Origin of the sequence: Pseudoalteromonas sp. HL-AS2, from assembly GCF_031198805.1 — a bacterium.
Lineage (GTDB): Bacteria > Pseudomonadota > Gammaproteobacteria > Enterobacterales > Alteromonadaceae > Pseudoalteromonas > Pseudoalteromonas nigrifaciens.
The window spans coordinates 2,420,225-2,439,174 of sequence record NZ_CP133571.1; the positions used below are offsets into that span (position 1 = coordinate 2,420,225).

Annotated in this window: 23 protein-coding genes; 6 read left to right on the plus strand and 17 right to left on the minus strand. The window is 38.9% G+C overall.

The window, feature by feature from the left end; translation table 11 throughout:
• The first annotated feature begins 4 nt into the window (after nt 1-4).
• Nucleotides 5-1,870 (plus strand): GGDEF domain-containing protein, encoded by a 1,866-nt coding sequence (locus RB215_RS11245; RefSeq protein ID WP_089368662.1) that lies wholly within the window; start codon nt 5-7, stop codon nt 1,868-1,870.
• Nucleotides 1,871-1,879: 9 nt separating this feature from the next.
• On the opposite strand, the gene RB215_RS11250 is transcribed toward RB215_RS11245, so the two are convergent.
• The 8 genes from RB215_RS11250 to folB form a co-directional block, all read right to left on the minus strand.
• Nucleotides 1,880-2,554, minus strand: coding sequence for a tRNA (guanosine(46)-N(7))-methyltransferase TrmB (locus RB215_RS11250; protein WP_011328952.1), 675 nt, complete (start codon nt 2,552-2,554; stop codon nt 1,880-1,882).
• Entirely contained in the window at nt 2,554-3,321 is a 768-nt protein-coding gene (locus RB215_RS11255; RefSeq protein ID WP_309216409.1) for an ABC transporter permease, read from the minus strand. Before RB215_RS11255 ends, RB215_RS11250 begins: the two co-directional genes overlap by 1 nt.
• Complete coding sequence (locus RB215_RS11260) at nt 3,322-4,251, minus strand: ABC transporter ATP-binding protein (RefSeq protein WP_011328954.1); 930 nt, start codon at nt 4,249-4,251, stop codon at nt 3,322-3,324.
• Nucleotides 4,248-4,871: a flavin prenyltransferase UbiX gene (locus RB215_RS11265; protein WP_041454762.1), complete on the minus strand. Its 624-nt coding sequence runs from the start codon at nt 4,869-4,871 to the stop codon at nt 4,248-4,250. The genes RB215_RS11260 and RB215_RS11265 overlap by 4 nt, the downstream gene beginning before the upstream one ends.
• A gap of 1 nt (nt 4,872) precedes the next feature.
• The gene (gene mpl / locus RB215_RS11270) at nt 4,873-6,228 is read right to left on the minus strand and encodes a UDP-N-acetylmuramate:L-alanyl-gamma-D-glutamyl-meso-diaminopimelate ligase (protein WP_309216410.1); all 1,356 of its coding nucleotides are present in this window, start codon (nt 6,226-6,228) and stop codon (nt 4,873-4,875) included.
• Between the two features lie 228 nt (nt 6,229-6,456).
• On the minus strand, nt 6,457-7,257 hold the full coding sequence (locus RB215_RS11275) for an undecaprenyl-diphosphate phosphatase (RefSeq protein ID WP_011328957.1): 801 nt from the start codon (nt 7,255-7,257) through the stop codon (nt 6,457-6,459).
• Nucleotides 7,254-7,742 (minus strand): 2-amino-4-hydroxy-6-hydroxymethyldihydropteridine diphosphokinase, encoded by a 489-nt coding sequence (gene folK, locus RB215_RS11280; RefSeq protein ID WP_041454526.1) that lies wholly within the window; start codon nt 7,740-7,742, stop codon nt 7,254-7,256. Before folK ends, RB215_RS11275 begins: the two co-directional genes overlap by 4 nt.
• Nucleotides 7,743-8,102 (minus strand): dihydroneopterin aldolase, encoded by a 360-nt coding sequence (folB, locus tag RB215_RS11285; RefSeq protein ID WP_309216411.1) that lies wholly within the window; start codon nt 8,100-8,102, stop codon nt 7,743-7,745.
• A 208-nt stretch (nt 8,103-8,310) separates the two neighbouring features.
• On the opposite strand from folB, the gene plsY reads away from it, so the two are divergent.
• A complete protein-coding gene (gene plsY, locus RB215_RS11290; RefSeq protein ID WP_182684350.1) occupies nt 8,311-8,922 on the plus strand; it encodes a glycerol-3-phosphate 1-O-acyltransferase PlsY in 612 nt (203 codons plus the stop codon).
• 6 nt (nt 8,923-8,928) lie between these two features.
• On the opposite strand, the gene tsaD is transcribed toward plsY, so the two are convergent.
• The 3 genes from tsaD to RB215_RS11305 are packed head-to-tail and all read right to left on the minus strand — an operon-like array spanning nt 8,929 to nt 10,932.
• Nucleotides 8,929-9,942, minus strand: coding sequence for a tRNA (adenosine(37)-N6)-threonylcarbamoyltransferase complex transferase subunit TsaD (gene tsaD / locus RB215_RS11295; RefSeq protein ID WP_309216412.1), 1,014 nt, complete (start codon nt 9,940-9,942; stop codon nt 8,929-8,931).
• Between the two features lie 53 nt (nt 9,943-9,995).
• Nucleotides 9,996-10,586, minus strand: a complete 591-nt coding sequence (locus tag RB215_RS11300; protein WP_011328962.1) for a YjaG family protein — start codon at nt 10,584-10,586, stop codon at nt 9,996-9,998.
• On the minus strand, nt 10,570-10,932 hold the full coding sequence (locus RB215_RS11305) for a DUF2007 domain-containing protein (RefSeq protein WP_011328963.1): 363 nt from the start codon (nt 10,930-10,932) through the stop codon (nt 10,570-10,572). The genes RB215_RS11300 and RB215_RS11305 overlap by 17 nt, the downstream gene beginning before the upstream one ends.
• Nucleotides 10,933-11,012: 80 nt before the next feature.
• On the opposite strand from RB215_RS11305, the gene RB215_RS11310 reads away from it, so the two are divergent.
• From RB215_RS11310 to RB215_RS11320, 3 genes are all read left to right on the plus strand, one after another.
• Nucleotides 11,013-11,435: a DUF2721 domain-containing protein gene (locus RB215_RS11310; protein ID WP_011328964.1), complete on the plus strand. Its 423-nt coding sequence runs from the start codon at nt 11,013-11,015 to the stop codon at nt 11,433-11,435.
• A 304-nt stretch (nt 11,436-11,739) separates the two neighbouring features.
• A complete protein-coding gene (locus RB215_RS11315) occupies nt 11,740-12,624 on the plus strand; it encodes a LysR family transcriptional regulator (RefSeq protein ID WP_041454528.1) in 885 nt (294 codons plus the stop codon).
• Nucleotides 12,625-12,716: 92 nt separating this feature from the next.
• On the plus strand, nt 12,717-13,337 hold the full coding sequence (locus RB215_RS11320; protein WP_041454529.1) for a 2OG-Fe(II) oxygenase: 621 nt from the start codon (nt 12,717-12,719) through the stop codon (nt 13,335-13,337).
• A gap of 18 nt (nt 13,338-13,355) precedes the next feature.
• Here the strand turns inward: RB215_RS11320 and ubiA are convergent, their stop codons facing one another.
• Together ubiA and RB215_RS11330 are read right to left on the minus strand one after the other, a co-directional pair.
• The gene (gene ubiA / locus RB215_RS11325; protein WP_086994012.1) at nt 13,356-14,234 is read right to left on the minus strand and encodes a 4-hydroxybenzoate octaprenyltransferase; all 879 of its coding nucleotides are present in this window, start codon (nt 14,232-14,234) and stop codon (nt 13,356-13,358) included.
• Complete coding sequence (locus RB215_RS11330; protein ID WP_011328968.1) at nt 14,231-14,776, minus strand: chorismate lyase; 546 nt, start codon at nt 14,774-14,776, stop codon at nt 14,231-14,233. Before RB215_RS11330 ends, ubiA begins: the two co-directional genes overlap by 4 nt.
• A gap of 155 nt (nt 14,777-14,931) precedes the next feature.
• On the opposite strand from RB215_RS11330, the gene RB215_RS11335 reads away from it, so the two are divergent.
• Nucleotides 14,932-15,330, plus strand: coding sequence for a flagellar basal body-associated protein FliL (locus RB215_RS11335; RefSeq protein WP_011328969.1), 399 nt, complete (start codon nt 14,932-14,934; stop codon nt 15,328-15,330).
• Here RB215_RS11335 and glpG read toward each other — a convergent pair.
• The 4 genes from glpG to RB215_RS11355 form a co-directional block, all read right to left on the minus strand.
• Entirely contained in the window at nt 15,327-16,151 is an 825-nt protein-coding gene (glpG, locus tag RB215_RS11340) for a rhomboid family intramembrane serine protease GlpG (protein WP_011328970.1), read from the minus strand. The genes RB215_RS11335 and glpG overlap by 4 nt on opposite strands.
• Entirely contained in the window at nt 16,148-16,465 is a 318-nt protein-coding gene (gene glpE, locus RB215_RS11345) for a thiosulfate sulfurtransferase GlpE (protein ID WP_011328971.1), read from the minus strand. Before glpE ends, glpG begins: the two co-directional genes overlap by 4 nt.
• 88 nt (nt 16,466-16,553) lie before the next feature.
• On the minus strand, nt 16,554-17,579 hold the full coding sequence (gene tdh, locus RB215_RS11350; RefSeq protein ID WP_011328972.1) for an L-threonine 3-dehydrogenase: 1,026 nt from the start codon (nt 17,577-17,579) through the stop codon (nt 16,554-16,556).
• A 50-nt stretch (nt 17,580-17,629) separates the two neighbouring features.
• On the minus strand, nt 17,630-18,823 hold the full coding sequence (locus RB215_RS11355; protein WP_011328973.1) for a glycine C-acetyltransferase: 1,194 nt from the start codon (nt 18,821-18,823) through the stop codon (nt 17,630-17,632).
• Between the last annotated feature and the right edge of the window lie 127 nt (nt 18,824-18,950).

Genomic DNA, 18,950 nt, shown 5'->3' on the forward strand with positions numbered 1-18,950 from the left:
TTATATGCTACAAGGAAAACTAAGAATAAATGGGTTAATAAGCGCTTTTATGCTGTTTTTAATCAGTTTAATTATCTGTGTTTATTATACTTATAGCACCATTCGCAGTGATGTAATTAACACTCTCGATAATCGTCTTATTAATGCAGCCACCAGCGTTAAATATATTTTGGGCGATGACTATCACAGTAAAATAAATAAAACCCAAACTATTAGCTTTGCAACTTACGAAAGTAAAAGTAAGCAGCTTTCTGAGCTTGCACAAGCACTCGATATTGCTTACGTGTATTCTATGGTGTTAATTAATGGCAAGGTTCATTTTAGCGCCTCTAGCTACACCCAAGAGGATCAAAATAGTGGCAAGGTAACCCAGTTTTTAGATTTATACCCAGAGGCAACTAAAGCTAATATTGGTGCCTTTTTATCTACTGAGCCTGTTTTTGAAATATCGAGTGATCAATGGGGCGACTTTAAAACTATTTTTATCCCGCATATTGATAAAAATGGCATTACATATTTAACTGCTGCCGATATAAGCCTTAAAACTATTAATAATAAGTTAGCGCAAAGCGCCTCAACATCGGCTGTTTTAGGCGGCTTTTTTTTAGTTATTATTATATTGTTGCTGATTATGTATAACTACGCGACTAAACGCGCTGCCATGAGAGACTCTGGTAGTGGTTTTGCTAATCATATTGCGCTTGAAAAATATTTTTTAAATACCCCTGTTCACCATATGCAAATGGCCATAATTTGGGTGAACGAAATTGAAAATATAAACCGCTTTTACGGTACTAAAGTGGGTGACAAAGTAATGAAAAAATTACTAATACACTTTAAAAAGCACAGCAATGTAAATTATCGTATTTATCGTGTAGCAACCAATAAACTGGTGTTACTAACCCCCAAAGAAACCCCATACGAAGAGCTAAGTAATTTAATCCAATCATATAATTTTAATACGCCATTTTTAACCAATCCCTTTATTTACATTACGTTATGTGCAGGTATTGCCCGAGGAAACAAGTCGTTACTGCTAAAAAATGCCCATATTGCGGCTTTACAGGCAAAACAAGGTAACCTTAGTGTTGTTAATTACTCTGAGGCTATAAATGACTCAAAGTCGCTGTATTTATATAATTTAGAAATAGCAAAAGAAGTACGTGAAGCGTTTGAGCAAAAGCGCGTTGTGCCCTATTTTCAGGCTGTTATTGATATAGAGTCTAAACAAACACTACACTACGAGTGCACGCCACGAATAGTGACTTCACAGGGCGAAATTTTAAAACCCGATGCATTTTCAAATACCGTAATACGCTTGCGTATGGATGGCTTATTAACCCGTACATTATTTTCACAGTGTCTTAGCCGCTTTCGTAAAACACAAATTAGCTGGAGTTTAAATATTACTATTGAAGATATATTAGACCCTAGCATAAATGAATACATTGCTTACGAGTTACAGCGCTATCCGTACCCTGCAAATATCACTTTAGTTTTATTTGAACCACAAGTTATCGCCAATTATTCAAGCGTAAGGGCATTTATAACTATGGTTAAAAGTAAGGGGATCAAGGTGATGATTAACAGTTTTGGCAATGACTTTGCAAATACACTCAATATTTTAAAATTGGAAATTGACGTAATAAAGTTAGATGGCATGCTAATAAAGCAAATAGTTAATGATGAGAACACGGCGCTATTTGTTGATTACACAGCCAATTTTGCAAAGCAGCAAAATATTCAACTAATTGCTTCTATGGTAGAAAACAAAGCTATTGCTACGGCACTCAAAAAAGTAAATGTGACGCTAATGCAGGGTAGTTACATTGCCCACCCAGCGCCACATGTTAATCCATTATTTGAGTAGTAAAGTTAATCAACCCTGAGTTAAATTAATAACTAAGCGGTGGCTTTGTTGGCCACTGGCCCAGTATTTCCGCTCAAATGGGGTGATTGCTTCATCTGCCCCATAAGCAGAAACCTGACAAGCATTACCGGTTAGTTCAAGTGCTCTGGCAAACTCTTTAACGTAAATATCCCAGTTACTGCGAACCTCTAATTTACCGCCTAACTTTACAATAAACGGAAAAATAGCCGCGCCGTGCCAACGCCTACGAATATGTTTAGATTTAGGCCACGGATTGGGGTAAAGCAAATAATGGTGACTAGGTTGCCAGTTTGCAGCCACGGCTAAACGCCAAAAGTCGTTTAAATCTGCTTGCACCAAAATATATTGCCCACTGTCGGTTTGTTTATACTCTACATCGTGCTTATCTAACCGGTGCGACGATTTATCAATACCAATTACCAGCGCATCGGGATGGCGCTTAGCTAAATTAGCGGTACTTTCTCCTACACCACAACACGAATCTAAAATAAGTGGGCCATTAAACGCCTGTACTTTAGCATTCACCTCATCAAACGCTGTTTGTGTATGTGCTGCTATTGGCTTTTTAAACTCTGCGTTTAAATGCTTGCTAACTATGTCATCCAGCTTTTCGTGAATACCCGCTTGATTAGATACAATACTACGCGAATTTGCATCAGTCATTAGTGTCTTAGCCCCACACCTTTTTTAATTAATGTCAGCGCTAAGGTAAATAACGCGATAATCAATACTAAAATAACACCAAGTGCCAAGCTTAAATCAACATCCGACACGCCTAAAAACCCATACCTAAACGCGTTAACCATATAAATAATAGGATTTACTTGTGATACGTTTTGCCAAAACTCTGGCAGTAAGGTAATTGAATAAAACACCCCACCTAAATAAGTTAGCGGCGTTAAAATAAAGGTAGGAATAATACTAATATCGTCAAAGCTATTTGCATATATAGCATTTATTAAGCCACCGAGTGCAAATACTGCTGAGGTTAAAATAACGGTAGCCATAATGATAAAAATATTATGAATTTGAATATCAACAAATAATAACGATACGCAGGTAACAATAAAGCCCACCATTATTCCGCGCGTCATACCACCGCCCATATAGCCAAGCACAATAATATAGTTTGGTACTGGGGCTACAAGTAGCTCTTCAATACTTTTTTGAAATTTAGTCGAGTAAAAACTTGAGGCTACATTAGAATAAGAGTTAGTAATAACCGACATCATTATCAGCCCAGGTACTATAAACTCCATATAACTAAAGCCGCCCATATCACCAATACGTGAGCCTATTAAGTTACCAAAAATAACAAAATATAAACTCATGGTAATTGCTGGAGGTACTAAGGTTTGCACCCAAATACGTAAAAAACGAATACACTCTTTAATCCAAATACTTTTTAAGGCTACGCCATATTTAAACATTTACTTGCCTCGACCTTGTTCTAATAATCCAACAAATAACTCTTCTAATCTATTTGCTTTGTTACGCATACTCAATACGGTATTACCTTGCTCAGTTAGCGCACTAAATACAGCGTTTAAGCCTTGCGATTTAGCCACTTCAACTTCAATAGTATGCTCATCGTCCATAGTAAATTTATAACCCTCAAGCGTAACTGGCTTAGCCGGTGTTTTTAAATCTAAAATAAAGGTTTCTTTATCAAGCTTAGATAACAGTGCTTTAATTGTGGTGTTTTCAACAATCAAGCCATTGTCTATTATGGCTATGTTTTTACACAATAACTCTGCTTCTTCTAAGTAATGAGTGGTTAAAATAATGGTGACGCCCTGCTCATTAATTTGGCGTAAAAAATCCCACATTGAACGACGCAGCTCTATATCAACACCAGCCGTTGGCTCATCTAAAATCAGTAATTTAGGCTCATGCATAAGTGCGCGAGCAATCATTAAACGGCGTTTCATGCCACCTGAAAGCGTACGCGCTTGTTTATCTTTTTTATCTAGTAACCCCAATTGGGTTAAATATTTTTCGGCGCGTTTATGTGCTTCGCCGCGTGGTACACCATAATAACCCGCTTGAGTTACTAATATTTGGGTTAGGGTTTCAAATTGGCTAAAATTAAACTCTTGCGGCACTAAGCCTAAATGCGCTTTAGCAGCCTCTAGGTCGGTGTCTATGTCGCAACCAAACACCTCTACCTTACCTTTAGTTTTATTTACCAGTGATGAAATAACACCAATTGTGGTCGACTTACCCGCTCCATTAGGGCCAAGTAAGGCAAAAAAATCGCCCTCACGCACTTGTAAATCAATACCCTTTACAGCTTCAACCCCATTAGTATAAACCTTAGTAAGGCCTGCTATATTTAAAGCAATTTGTTGCTTACTCATGACTTGCCCTCACCATAACCCCAACGCTTTGTTAGGTTATGTTCAATGTTTAAATGATCTAAAATTCGCGCCACCATAAAATCAACTAAATCGGCAATACTTTGTGGCTGATGATAAAAACCCGGCGACGCGGGCATAATGGTGACCCCTAAGCGTGAAAGCTTAAGCATGTTTTCCAGATGAATTTGATTAAATGGTGTTTCGCGTGGCACTAAAATAAGATGGCCACGCTCTTTAATTACCACATCAGCGGCGCGCTCTAGTAAGTTGTCAGATGCACCTACAGCAATAGCCGAAACCGTGCCCGCGCTACAAGGGCACACTATCATTTTTTTAGGGGCAGCTGATCCTGAGGCTACCGGGCTAAACCAGTTGTCTTTACCATATACTTTTAGCTGTTCTGGCTTGGCGTTATATAGCGCACTTAATTGCTCACTGGCTTTGGTTTCATTACCTGAGAGCTTAATACCAGATTCAATATCAAATACCACTCGCGCTGCACTTGAAATAAGCACATACACCTGAAATTGCTGCTCTATTAATACCTCTAATAATCTCAAGCCATAAGGCGCACCCGACGCGCCACTAAATGCTAAGGTAATTGTGTCTTTAAATTGCAAATTATTCTCCGCTGTATTTATTAGCCAGTGCATCGACTAGTTGCTGATGCAGGCCATTAAAACTACCATTGCTCATTATTAAAATATGTTGATTAGCTGCTATATTATCAAGTACGGTATCAATAATTACCTGGGTACTGGTAAAACACTGCATACCGGCTGTAGCCGCTTGTTCGCTCAGCGACCAGCTTAGGTTTTCTGGCTCAAAAAGCAGTACCTCATCAGCATCACTCAACGAGGCAAGTAATGTATGTTGATGCACGCCCATTTTCATGGTGTTTGATCGCGGCTCTAAAATAGCAATTATTTTATCACTACCTACTTTAGCGCGCAGCCCTGCTAATGTGGTTTGAATAGCCGTTGGATGATGTGCAAAATCGTCATACACTTTTATATTATTAATATCGGCTTTGAGCTCCATGCGTCGTTTAGGGCCAATAAACTCGCCAAGTGCCGCTATACTATGCTCAACGGCAATGCCCACATGGCGCGCAGCTGCGATTGCCATAATAGCATTTTTAACGTTGTGCTCACCCATTGCCTGCCAATTAACGGTGCCTTGTTTTTCATTATTTAAAAACACTTTAAACTCACTGCCATCGGCTTTTATTGGTTCATAATTCCAATCAATACCCAAGGTTTCACTTTCGCTCCATAGCCCTTGAGTTATTACATCACTAAGTGCTTGATCATCCTTTGGCCAAATAACTTTGCCACTTTGTGGTACTGTACGTATTAAATGATGAAATTGTTTTTTAATCGCGTTTAAATCTTCAAAAATATCGGCATGATCAAACTCAAGATTATTTAAAATAAGTGTTCGCGGTAAATAATGCACAAACTTACTGCGCTTATCAAAAAATGCAGTGTCGTATTCGTCTGCTTCAATAACAAAAAAGGGGGTTTCGCCTACTTTGGCCGACACGCCAAAATTTTGTACTATGCCGCCAATTAAAAAGCCCGGTTTTAAACCCGCATACTCTAAAATCCATGCAAGCATACTCGCTGTGGTGGTTTTACCATGTGTACCAGCAACAGCAAGTACCCATGAATTTTGTAATAAGTTATGTTTTAGCCATTCAGGCCCAGATGTATAAGGCAGACCTTTATCAAGTACATATTCAACACATGGATTGCCTCGGCTCATGGCATTGCCAATAACCACCATGTCTGGCGCTGGCTCTAATTGGGTTACCTCGTAGCCTTGGGTTAGCTCAATTCCGAGATCTTCAAGCTGCGTGCTCATAGGTGGATAAACGTTTTGATCAGACCCAGTTACTTTATGGCCAAGCGATTTAGCAATCGCAGCTATTCCACCCATAAAGGTGCCACAAATACCTAAAATATGAATATGCATCTACTTTCCTTTAATCGTGTGCTTACTTTGCACAACAGCAAAGTTTAATGGCGCTATAATGCCAAAATTCGTGCTTCGTTACCATTGCGCATGCGCATTTCACTGTTGCCAAAAACGCCTAAGTAACTTAATAATTAAGCCACTACCGTTAAAAGTATCACTGACAAAAAAGCCTTCCACACTAGGAAGGCTTTTAAACGCTTAAACTAAACGAGTAAAAAATATTAATTACAGCGTTAAAAATACAATTAACCCGACCCCTAGCAATAATCGGTAGATAACAAATGGCAACATTCCCATACGTTCTATTACTTTTAAAAACATATAAATACAGACATAAGCCGATAAAAATGACAACACAACACCTAATAATAAGGTGCTCCAGTCAACTAGATGATCCCCTAGTGCAAGCTCAACGGTATAGTAAAGTCCCATCATTGAAATGATAGGTATTGCCAGTAAAAACGAAAAGCGTGCAGCGCTTTGTTTATTCATGCCAAGCATTAAACCCGCGGTCATAGTAATACCAGAACGTGACGTACCTGGGATCATCGCAACGGCTTGTGCTAGGCCTATAATAAGCGCGGTTTTCCAATTTAGCTGATAAATCGTTTTAATTTGCTTACCTTTTGCATCCGCATACCAAAGCAATAAACCAAATATAATGGTGGTAACCGCGATCACCCATGCGCTACGCAAATAAAGCTCAATCATGTCTTTTAAAAGCAAACCTAAAATAGCGGCCGGAATTGTGCCTAAAATTATCCACCAGCCTAATTTACTGTCATCTGTGCTACCTTGCGCACCAAACGACTTAAACCACGCACTAAGTATGCTGCTTACTTCTTTACGAAAATAAATCACTACTGCAATTAAAGTACCTACGTGTACTGCAACATCAAATGCTAACCCTTGATCTTCCCAGCCTAATATTTGCGATGGTAAAATTAAGTGCGCAGAGCTAGAAATAGGCAAAAATTCAGTAAACCCCTGAATAAGAGCTAAAACAATAATTTCAATAATACTCATGGGTTAGAAAACTCCACCTTCCATAGTTTTTGTTGAGGGTTGTTGTACTCGCGCCAAAGATCGGCAATGGTTTGCTGTGCAACAGGGTGATAAAAATGCGGGGCCACTTCAGCTAGGGGCTGTAATACAAAGGCGTTTTTTGTAATTTCGTCACGTGGTAATTGTGCGGGAGAGTCGCAAATTACATCATCATAAAATAGTAAATCTAAATCGAGAGTCCGCGGGCTAAACTTTTTATCGTTTGCAGTACGGCCATTATTGCGCTCAATTTGCTTTAGTAAGCTACATACATCTGCTAATGGCATATCGGTTGTAGCACCAACCACCGAGTTATAAAAGTTATTACCAGCAAATCCAACCGCTTCGCTTTCAAATACTGAGGAATGCACTAAGTCGTTAAAGTGCGGCTTGAGCGCTATAAGCGCACAGCGCATATAATGCGCCTTATTAATATTTGACCCTAAACTGATATAAATTTGCGCCATTTAAATGCTTGCCTTAGTACGCGTAATTTCAACACCCACAGTTTGCGCCTGAGCAACGGCTGTAGGTTTACTTACTCGAATAGTAACTTGTGGGGTATTAAACTCAGTCAAAATTATATGTGCTAATTGCTCAACTAAGGTTTCGAGCAGCTCTACCGGTTTTGCCGTACTGTGCTCAATGATCCGCTCACTTACTTTTGCATAATCGAGTGCTAAATTAATATCATCGTTTGCAGCTGCAGGTTTAATATCACTTAACATTTCAACGTCAAAGTAAAGGCTTTGTTTACTTTCTTTTTCAAAGTCGTACACTCCAATAATAGTGTCGACGTGTAATTGCGATATAAATACCTTGTCCATTAATGCTCCTAATGACAGTAACAAGCCACTGAGTTAACTGCATAATGTATCAATTAAATTAATACTGTATATACTTTAATCAGTGTTTAAATACATATAAATTACTTCTACAATAACAAGGTAGCTATACTAGTTAGTAATTAAAGCAGTTTATAAATTTTGACGTCAATAATAGCCGAAAAAGTACAATTAAAAAATAAGGAAGCACGTGTTAGCCACTTTAATGTTTATTTTAGCCTATTTACTTGGGTCGATTTCGTCGGCCATACTCGTCTCGCGGTTATTTAAACTCCCCGATCCGCGTAGTAATGGCTCTAATAATCCAGGGGCAACTAATGTTTACCGGCTGGGGGGCGCACTACCCGCTTGTTTAGTTCTGATATTTGATGTTTTAAAAGGCACTATTCCCGTTTGGGGGGCCTACTTTTTAGATCTTGAGCCGCTTGCGCTTGGTTTAGTCGCTGTGGCCGCCTGTTTGGGGCACATGTTCCCATTATTTTTTGGTTTTAAAGGGGGCAAAGCGGTAGCAACTGCTTTTGGTTCTTTATTACCTATAGGGTTATCTTTGGCGGGTTTATTAATTTGTACTTGGTTTATTATGGTAGCAATAACACGCTACTCTTCTCTTGCTGCCTTAATTGCGGTTTCGCTTGCACCTTTATACACTTGGTTAATAAAGCCACTTTATACGCTCCCCGTTACCTTTATTACGGTACTAATTATTTTTAGGCATCGCTCTAATATCGCACGATTATTTAGTGGTAACGAGCCAAAAGTGGGCGCTAAAAAAGCACCCACTGATGAAAAAAGCGATATTTAACTGCTATTAAATAGCTTCTAGGCTGTCAATTGGCCAGCGCGGTTTAGTTTTCATATCAAGGGTAGCAAATTGCCCTGCTTTTAACCTTTGCATCCCTGCGTACGCAATCATAGCGCCATTGTCGGTACAAAATTCGGTACGCGGATAATACACTTGCCCTTTCATGCCTTGCATTACACGCTCCAACTGCAAACGTAACTGCGTATTAGCACTTACGCCGCCAGCAATTACTAGTCGTTTAATACCGGTTTGCTTAAGTGCACGTTTGCATTTTATTACCAAGGTATCGATAACCGCGGTTTGAAATGCATGTGCTATATCGGCTTTAGTTTGCTCGTCATCATTGTTTTCACGAATAGTGATAGACGCTGCTGTTTTTAAACCGCTAAAACTAAAATCTAGACCAGGCTTGTCTGTCATCGGACGTGGAAATATAAATCGCTTAGCCACCCCCTGCTCTGCCATTTTAGCTAAACGTGGGCCACCGGGGTAATCAAGTCCTAGTAATTTTGCTGTTTTATCAAATGCTTCGCCTGCTGCATCATCAACCGACTCACCCAGCACTTCATATTGGCCAATTCCGGCTACTTTAACCATCATGGTGTGTCCGCCCGATACTAGCAAAGCAATAAACGGAAACTCAGGAACATTTTCCTCAAGCATGGGCGCCAATAAATGCCCTTCCATATGATGCACTGCTACAGCAGGAATATCCCAACCATAAGCAAGAGAGCGACCAATTGAGGTACCGACTAAAAGTGCGCCAACTAAACCAGGGCCTGCTGTATACGCAACGCCATCTAAATCTTCAGGTCCGCAACCCGCTTGTGCAAATGCAGCGTCGATAAGGGGCAGCGTTTTACGTATATGATCCCGTGATGCCAGCTCTGGCACTACACCGCCATAGTCTGCGTGTACTTTTACTTGGCTATATAATTGATGCGCCAATAAACCTTTTTCGTCATCGTATATAGCAATACCGGTTTCATCGCATGACGATTCAATGCCCAAAATTCGCACTGTTTTTCTCCTGCCACCTATTTAGGTGCTTTTTAAACTAAATTATTTACGTTTTATAATGTTAAACCAATATTGGTTTGCCCATCAGCAAGCACATGTTTTTTAAGTTCTTTAACATTATCAGAGGTCACACGGCCCATGGCTTCTACAAAATCAATTAGCTCACCTAATACATCCATTTCGTATTGCATTAGTGGGTGTTCGCGTATTGCTTTGTTATCGGCAACTTCACCTTCAACAGTCATTTGATACTCAATAAAGCGGGCAACCGTTGCTTGCGATATTTTACTTATATTTATGAGCTCTTGCTCATCTTGCGCCATTAAACCATGCATAAGACTTAATAATGCGGTCGCGGCATCAATTGCCGGATACGTACCAAACATATCAAAGTCAGCTAGCTCAGGCACATTGGGTTCTATTTTCTCGATTTGCTTTTCAAGATCAATCTTACTTTTTGGTAGCAGTATTTTCTCCCAGCAAACATTTAAAGCACTGCGTAAAACGGTTTCGTCACCAAACCCTGTTGCTTCACTAAATAGGCCATAGTTAGGTAGCATACGTTCAATTAAGGCACTGGCTAACACTGCTTTTTGTAAGTAGTTTAGCTCTCTAATACGCTGAAAGTTATTTGCTTTTGTCATTTTTTAACGTCTCGCATGACCAACAAAATTCAAATGTTGATCCATTATGCTCATTACAATTAGGACACACCCAATCTGGAGCTGATTGTTTTACTTGCTGGTAGTTTACCAATATTTGTCGCGCATGGCGCTCTTTTATCGCATAAACCTGCACACTGGCTTGAGCCTGATCAAACGGTATTTCTCCTAAAGCTCCTTGCAGCATTTCACCTTTAATTTGACACTCTATGCCATCATTTAAGATTAAGCCTTTAATTATATTCGCTTCTAAACTATTTTCAGCGCGATATATTGTTATCCATGTGAAAGGGTCAGCGGTTAAGTTATCACTATTAGTATTTTGCAATTTTCACCTCATTTATTTGTGTTTACAATGCCTTTCATTAATGTGTTAATTCATAAACTAGCCAGCTTGCAGGAATAAATATGACACTTACAACTCCAGGATTACTTTTTCCGGCTATTTCATTGTTACTACTTGCCTATACAAACCGATTTTTAGTAATAGCGCAATTAATTAGAGGATTAAACGCCCGTGAAGGTGAATCAATTCGCCCGGTTGTTGTTGCGCAAATAACCAATTTAAGAAAGCGTATAAAACTTATAAGAACCATGCAGGTATATGGAGTTGTATCTTTTTTACTATGCACACTTTCCATGTTTGCGTTATTTATAGAGCTCAATACTACTGGAATTATTTTATTTGGCGTTAGTCTTACTTGCTTAAGTTTATCGTTATTAACTTCGTTATTTGAAATTCATATTTCTTGCGATGCAATTGAAATAGAACTGCAAAGCATTGAAAATAAACCATTGAGCAACCGGGTTAGTCGTAACTTTGTTGAATAAAAGCTTATAGTTTCAAATAATAATTTTTGCACAGTGGTTTATTAACCCTTAAGGCAAAGCTACTTTATATGTTACTTGCATAATAAAAGCTTAAAACACATAACAAACTATTAGTTATTAACCTAAAGGATAATACTATTTAACAATTTCACTCTTTAATTAATACTAAAAGAGGGATATGCTGATTGAAATTTATTATAAATTTACAATCGCATTTAAATATTACTTATTAATTTTAATAGATTAATAAGTAATATTACTATGTTCGCGTATATGCGACTTACTTATAAAAAGGGACTATAAAGTGAGATTTGAACAACTGGAACAATTCATAGCACTTGGCATGTTACGCCACTTCAGACAAGCCGCAGAACAAACTAAAATAAGCACGTCGGCGCTTACACGTAGCATTCAAACTCTTGAAGAAGAAATAGGCTACGAGTTAGTTAAACGCTCTACTCGCTCGGTACACCTTACCGATGCTGGTGAACTTTTTCTTGATTATGCTAAAAATACGCTTAGTGAGTTGGCATTAACTAAGCAGCGTATTTTTCAATCTATTAATGGCACTATTGAAAAAAAGCTAATTATTGGCTACACCAACAAAGCAAGTAGTGTTGTACCTATTTCGTGTGGGCAATTTTTAAATCAATATCCGCATATTAAAATTGAAATGCAACTCCAAGATAAACAAGAACTTTCGCGTAAACTGCAACAGGGCGAAATAGATATTAGTGTTTATTCGCAAGCCATTAATAGCATTGGTAGTGATATTCACTTACCTGATCAGCTAATTTTATTTGTTTCTAAAAACCACCCTCTTGCGCATAAAGCCGACATTAGCAAACAAGAGCTAGATCACTACCCTATGTTTGGTTGTTTTTCACAATCTAAACCCGTACAACTTATGCTTAATGAAGCCATTGATGGATTAAACAAATCATCTAGCATTAAAGTTGGCAGCATAGAGCAAGTAATGGCAGGTCTTGAAAAGTCAGATCATTTTGCAATAGCAGGCATTGAGCACACCAATGCTATTGCTGAAAATAGTAATCTTATTCAGTTAAAAACCAATAAAGACCTAAGCCGTGAGCAACTTATAGTACAAACGAGTCAAAAAATTGAAGTGGGTGAGCATATAGAGCACCTGTTATCACTGATAAAAAAAATGGCTATGACGGTAAATTAATAAATAAAATAAGTGCCTTTAAACATATAAATGATGGCTATTAAGTTGCTTTGCACTAGACTAGCTGCTCTTTATTTTAATAATTAGTATCAATGGGCAACTTTATTACCTCAGAAATATATTTAGATCATATTGAAGCTTATGGTTACGCTATTGTTGAAAACGCCATTGATGAAGGCTTAATGTCTGATTTAATGGCCGATTGTTACCGGATAAACCCGCACTTTAGCTTAGCTGGAATTGGCCGCTTAAATAATCAGCAAATTGATAGCACTATTCGCAAAGACAAAACATACTGGTTTGATGGCAGTTCGCAAGCCCAAAAAAATTATCAAACTGCGATGGAAGGCATTAGAACAACACTTAACCGGTGTTTTTTTATGGGGTTATTTGATTATGAATGCCACTACGCAAAATATACTTTAGGTGATTTTTATAAAAAGCATGTTGATGCTTTTAAAGGTCGTTCTAACCGTGTTTTTACCACCGTTTTATACTTAAACACGCCACAGCAAGGCGGCGAGTTAGTTATTTATAAACCTAAAAGTAAAGACATTGAAATTACTATTAGGCCAACAGCTGGCACCTTAGTATTATTTGAAAGCGAACGCTTTGTTCATGAAGTGCTACCTGCGGTTGATGAACGCTACTCGATTGCTGGTTGGTTCAGAAAAAACACGTCAATCAGTGGCATTATTGATCCACCCCGCTAACAATACTCTACCCTGTTATTAAAATGCGACAGGGTAGGAAAACAATAAGCCGATAAAAAAGGCTAATCCTACATAATGATTGTTTAAAAACGCTTTAAAACAATCGGTGCGTGCGCGTTGTTGAATAAGCACTTGTTGGTAAACTAACAATACAATAGCAACACTAAGACCAAGCCAATAACTCAGCCCAATATTATTAAGTGCTCCTATAGCGAGCATTAACGCTATAAAGGCTAAATTAAGTAACCCTATAATGTGACGATCGTATTTACCAAATAAAATAGCGGTAGATTTAACCCCTATTTTTAAGTCATCATCTCTGTCGACCATGGCATACATAGTGTCGTAGGCTACCGTCCAGCAAATATTAGCAATAAATAACAGCCAAGCCTGTATAGGAAGTGCATTAATTGACGCCATAAAAGCCATAGGAATAGCCCAACCAAATGCTGCGCCTAACACCACTTGCGGTAATTGTGTATAACGCTTCATAAACGGGTAACAAAACGCTAAAGCAAGTGCACCAAAAGAGAGTAATATTGTATTTACACTAAGCATTAACACCAGTAAAAATGCGACTGTTATTAATAATATAAACAAACTAATCGCTTCACCACTACTAACCTGTCCTGAAACTAATGGCCGCTGCATTGTACGTTTAACCGAACCATCTATTTTTCTGTCGGCAAAATCATTAATAACGCATCCGGCGCTGCGCATTATCACAACACCCAGCGTAAATACTATAAAGTTAGTTAAACTTGGCATTCCTGCATTTGCTAACCACAGCGCCCAATATGTTGGCCAAAGTAATAGTAAAGTACCTATTGGTTTATCTATACGCATGAGCGCAATATAATAAGGAATATGGCTTGGGGTTAAACGCGCTAATTTCATGAGTACAAATACGCTCCTGGTAAAAACACTTCACACACTAAAAATTTATAGTCTTTAAGCGAAAATAGACTGCGACGGCCAAGTAAACTTTGCGATGGTAACTTTAATTGTGCAACAAGCTGTTGTAATGAATGCTGGGTATTAAAGCGCGCAATTTCTATATCTGTGCGGGTTAATTGTGGATCTTGAAAAATCACATCGCCTAATGGTCGCTCCCCCATATTATGTAATTTATTATTTGCGGCGTTAACACTTGCTGGCAACCAGCTTTGCGCATATACAACCGGTTTATTGTCGCAAAGTAAAAGTACCTCACGGTTAAGCGCAGTAGTTTGCGTACAGCCTAATAATTGTTGTTGCTCTGCACTAAGCTCAAACTCTTGCTCACTAAGTACTTTTACACTAAAACACTGTGAGCGACTTTTTAATTTGGCTGTTAATGAATGCGGTTCAAATAACCACTCTTGCTCTGCACTCGATAAATCACTAAACAGTGAGGCACATTGCCAATCGGCAGATAATGAAACAGGGAAAGTAATCACAATTGCTCTACTTAATAAAAATCAGTTGAATAATAACATTGCCAAAGCATTTGAAAAAGTACGATTTACTGCCACTAATAGTTGCTCTGCGCTGTATATTAGGCACTATAAGGTATAGACTATTTACAACACGTTTATAAAAAACAGCATTTAACATGAAAAAAACAGTATTCGCCGGCCTTTTTGTACTTATCGCAAGTTTAGTAAGCTTAACCGCACGAGCAGATTCGACTGTGGGTTACTTTGGTTTTGAGCCAGACATTATTACCAACTATATTGGCGCATCGAGTAAAAAAATGGGCTATGTGCGCATTACTATCGATTTAATGCTTAATAACGCATCAGATATTGCAACCGTAGAGCACCATACGCCATTGCTGCGCGACGCCTTAGTTGAAATTTTATCTAAAGAACCTGAAGATAAAATAAAATCGCTCAGTGGGCGTGAAGAAATAAGAGTAAAAAGTGCAGCAAAACTTAAAAGCTTATTAAAAGAAGAAACGGGACAAGAGATCATCCGTGAAGTCTTGTTCACCAAGTATTTATATCATTAATTGTGGCTTTTAGTTTTTAATATAGACGTGGTAACGGCGTAAGCCATACCGCTAATTAACCCGCCTAAATGCGCCCAATTAGCCATCCCTATAAACAACACATCCGCAAAACCGAGCACCAACCAAATTAGCATAAAACCAATAATTGCAGTGCTTACTAATGCAGGTTGTTTAGGGTTTAAGGCGCTGTGGATCCAGCAAAAGCCAAGTAGCGCGTATACCACGCCACTTAGGCCACCAAAGTTAGGGCCAACCATTAAATATTGTGCCCAATTGCTGATTAAGGCGCTTACCACAAACAGCCCGATTAAGCTGAGCTTGCCACATTGTTTTTCGATATTATCGCCAAGCGACACCCACCAAACTAAGTTAAATACAATATGCATGGCGCTAAAGTGCACTATAGCAGGGGTAATCCACGTTAATGGCTCGGCAGGATTAAACTGCAACGTGGTATATATTGTTTCAAATCCACCCAATAAAAATGCAATATAAATAACAATACTTAAAATGCTAACCGTTTGATTAAGCCAGCTAAGCGCTTTAAATCGCGCCACTAAATTCAGCGATTGCCCTTGATACTTAAGCGGTGATTGCGTGCTTCCAACTTCCCAAGATGCTTGCTGGTAGCGGGCATGATTAGGATTTTGCGTAAACTCAGCCCAAAGCGGTTGCACTTGATGAAAGTGCTCAGGTAAAACGCTAATAATTACTGTGCTACCATCTGTTGAGCGTAACTCGCCTTGCAAGCCTTGGCTTTTTAAATAGTCTATAAAGCCTTGTGCAGCACGCGGATTATTTAAACTGCCAAGCTCTATCATCGTTCAACTTTCTCGCTGTAGGCCGCTTCCCATGCTGTAAAACCACCATCCATACTGTACACATCTTCAAAACCTTGCTCCACTAAGTAGCTTGCTGCGCCTTGCGAGCTCATACCGTGATAACAAACAATAATTATTGGCTGATCAAACTCTTTTTCCATCATAAAGTGTGCAATGTTAGCGTTCGAAAGCGCTTCAGAACCTGGAATATGCCCCGCTTGATATGAATTTGGATCGCGGATGTCTGCAATTACTACGTCTTCTTTATCTAATAATTCAAGAGTTTGTGCTATTGATATATGTTTAAATGCCATTGAAATCTCTTTTAAAATAATTAAATCAATAAAAAAGGCGACTCAAGCCGCCCTTTTAATACCATTTATAAAACCGTATTAAACTAAATTAATCCCAGTTTAGTATCACTTTGCCTGATTGTCCTGAAATCATCATATCAAAACCAGCTTGAAAGTCGTCTATTGAATATTGATGAGTGATAATTGGGTTTAAGTCTAAACCTGATTGAATAAGACTTGCCATTTTATACCAGGTTTCGAACATTTCACGGCCATAAATACCTTTGATCACTAAGCCTTTAAAAATCACTTGGTTCCAGTCTACCGCCATATCTGATGGTGGAATACCTAGCATGGCAACTTTACCGCCATGGTTCATATTATTTAGCATAGAATTAAAAGCACTTGGTACACCCGACATTTCAAGGCCAATATCGAAGCCTTCAGTCATACCGAGTTCTTTTATTACATCTTCAAGCTTTTCGTTGGCTACGTTAACAGCGCGTGTTGCACCCATTTTGCGTGCTAGCTCTAAGCGGTATTCGTTTACATCGCTAATAACTACGTGACGTGCGCCTACGTGCTTTGCCACTGCTGCTGCCATAATACCAATGGGGCCTGCACCAGTAATTAATACATCTTCGCCGACTAAATCAAACGACAGCGCGGTATGTACGGCATTACCAAAAGGGTCAAAAATTGATGCTAATTCGTCTGAAATATTATCAGGAATTTTAAACGCATTAAACGCTGGTATAACTAAGTATTCAGCAAATGCACCTTCGCGATTTACGCCTACACCTGTGGTGTTACGACATAAATGTACGCGCCCTGCACGACAGTTACGACAATGGCCACACGTAATATGGCCTTCGCCAGATACTCGGTCGCCAACCTTAAAACCACGTACTTCTTGGCCCATATCAACCACTTCGCCAACATACTCATGGCCAACAACCATAGGTGTAGGAATGGTTTTTTGAGCCCACTCGTCCCACTTATAAATATGAACGTCGGTGCCACAAATTGCAGTTTTACGAATTTTAATTAGCAGGTCGTTATGGCCAACTTCTGGTTTTGGCGCATCTGTCATCCAAATACCCGGTTCTGCTTTTAATTTAGATAATGCTTTCATAATTCACACTCAACTAAAAAACCGCGGCTATAGCGCGGTTTACAATAAAATTAAATAACGCCCATTTCTTTACCAATACGGGTAAAGGCAGCAATGGCGGTATCAAGTTGTTCAATGCTATGTGCAGCTGAGATTTGGGTACGAATACGTGCCTGACCTTTAGGTACAACAGGGAATGAAAAACCGGTTACATAAATACCTTCAACTAATAACTTATCAGCCATTAATGATGCAACTTTAGCATCGCCTAGCATAACTGGAATAATGGCATGATCTTTACCACCACAGGTAAAGCCAGCTGCTTCCATTTGCTCGCGGAAGTATTTAGCGTTTGACCAAAGCTTAGCGCGAAGCTCGCCACCACTTTCTAGCATTTCAAGCACTTTAATCGATGCAGTCACAATTGCCGGAGCTAATGAATTTGAAAATAAGTAAGGACGCGAACGTTGACGCAACCACTCAACAATTTCTTTTTTACCTGATGTATAACCACCTGATGCACCGCCCAATGCTTTACCTAAGGTACCGGTAATAATATCTACGCGATCAAGCACGTTACAATACTCTGGTGTGCCTTTACCATTTTCGCCAACAAAGCCCACAGCATGCGAGTCGTCAACCATTACTAATGCATCGTATTTATCAGCTAAATCACACACAGTGGCTAAATCACAAATAACGCCATCCATAGAGAACACGCCATCTGTAGCAATTAGCTTAGTTTTAGCACCTGCTTCGGTCGCGGCAATAAGCTGCTTTTCAAGGTCAGCCATATCGTTATTAGCATAACGAAAACGCTTAGCTTTACATAAACGTACGCCATCGATAATTGAAGCATGATTAAGTGAATCCGAAATAATCGCGTCTTCTGCGCCTAAAATAGTCTCAAACAGACCTGTATTAGCATCAAAGCACGATGAGTATAAAATAGTATCTTCTGTTTCTAAAAACTCACTGATTTTTTTCTCTAACGTTTTGTGAATATCTTGCGTACCACAAATAAAGCGTACTGAGGCCACACCAAAACCATGTGCGTCTAAGCCATCTTGCGCTGCTTTTATTAGCTCAGGGCTATTTGCTAAGCCTAGGTAATTATTAGCACAAAAGTTAATTACTTTGCCTGATGCAACTTCAATTTGAGCTTGCTGCTGCGATAAAATAATACGCTCGCTTTTATACAAACCTTCAGTTTTTACGTCTTCAATTTGCTGTTGTAGCTGGCTAAAAAAAGCAGATGCTCTCATCTTTAGTCTCCATTTGATTTAACAGGTTAAACAGCAAAACAAAGCTACTGTTTATTATGTGGGGTATTGTAAAAGTTTAACGAATAAAATGCACTGTTTGCAGTTCATCGCAAATTATAAATTTGGC

Excerpts from the sequence above, each read along its gene's own strand:
- RB215_RS11245 (WP_089368662.1), top strand. The coding sequence starts at position 5 with ATGCTACAAGGAAAACTAAGAATAAATGGGTTAATAAGCGCTTTTATG.
- RB215_RS11250 (WP_011328952.1), bottom strand. The coding sequence starts at position 2,554 with ATGACTGATGCAAATTCGCGTAGTATTGTATCTAATCAAGCGGGTATT.
- RB215_RS11255 (WP_309216409.1), bottom strand. The coding sequence starts at position 3,321 with ATGTTTAAATATGGCGTAGCCTTAAAAAGTATTTGGATTAAAGAGTGT.
- RB215_RS11260 (WP_011328954.1), bottom strand. The coding sequence starts at position 4,251 with ATGAGTAAGCAACAAATTGCTTTAAATATAGCAGGCCTTACTAAGGTT.
- mpl (WP_309216410.1), bottom strand. The coding sequence starts at position 6,228 with ATGCATATTCATATTTTAGGTATTTGTGGCACCTTTATGGGTGGAATA.
- RB215_RS11275 (WP_011328957.1), bottom strand. The coding sequence starts at position 7,257 with ATGAGTATTATTGAAATTATTGTTTTAGCTCTTATTCAGGGGTTTACT.
- folK (WP_041454526.1), bottom strand. The coding sequence starts at position 7,742 with ATGGCGCAAATTTATATCAGTTTAGGGTCAAATATTAATAAGGCGCAT.
- folB (WP_309216411.1), bottom strand. The coding sequence starts at position 8,102 with ATGGACAAGGTATTTATATCGCAATTACACGTCGACACTATTATTGGA.
- RB215_RS11300 (WP_011328962.1), bottom strand. The coding sequence starts at position 10,586 with ATGACAAAAGCAAATAACTTTCAGCGTATTAGAGAGCTAAACTACTTA.
- RB215_RS11310 (WP_011328964.1), top strand. The coding sequence starts at position 11,013 with ATGACACTTACAACTCCAGGATTACTTTTTCCGGCTATTTCATTGTTA.
- RB215_RS11320 (WP_041454529.1), top strand. The coding sequence starts at position 12,717 with ATGGGCAACTTTATTACCTCAGAAATATATTTAGATCATATTGAAGCT.
- ubiA (WP_086994012.1), bottom strand. The coding sequence starts at position 14,234 with ATGAAATTAGCGCGTTTAACCCCAAGCCATATTCCTTATTATATTGCG.
- RB215_RS11335 (WP_011328969.1), top strand. The coding sequence starts at position 14,932 with ATGAAAAAAACAGTATTCGCCGGCCTTTTTGTACTTATCGCAAGTTTA.
- glpG (WP_011328970.1), bottom strand. The coding sequence starts at position 16,151 with ATGATAGAGCTTGGCAGTTTAAATAATCCGCGTGCTGCACAAGGCTTT.
- glpE (WP_011328971.1), bottom strand. The coding sequence starts at position 16,465 with ATGGCATTTAAACATATATCAATAGCACAAACTCTTGAATTATTAGAT.
- tdh (WP_011328972.1), bottom strand. The coding sequence starts at position 17,579 with ATGAAAGCATTATCTAAATTAAAAGCAGAACCGGGTATTTGGATGACA.
- RB215_RS11355 (WP_011328973.1), bottom strand. The coding sequence starts at position 18,823 with ATGAGAGCATCTGCTTTTTTTAGCCAGCTACAACAGCAAATTGAAGAC.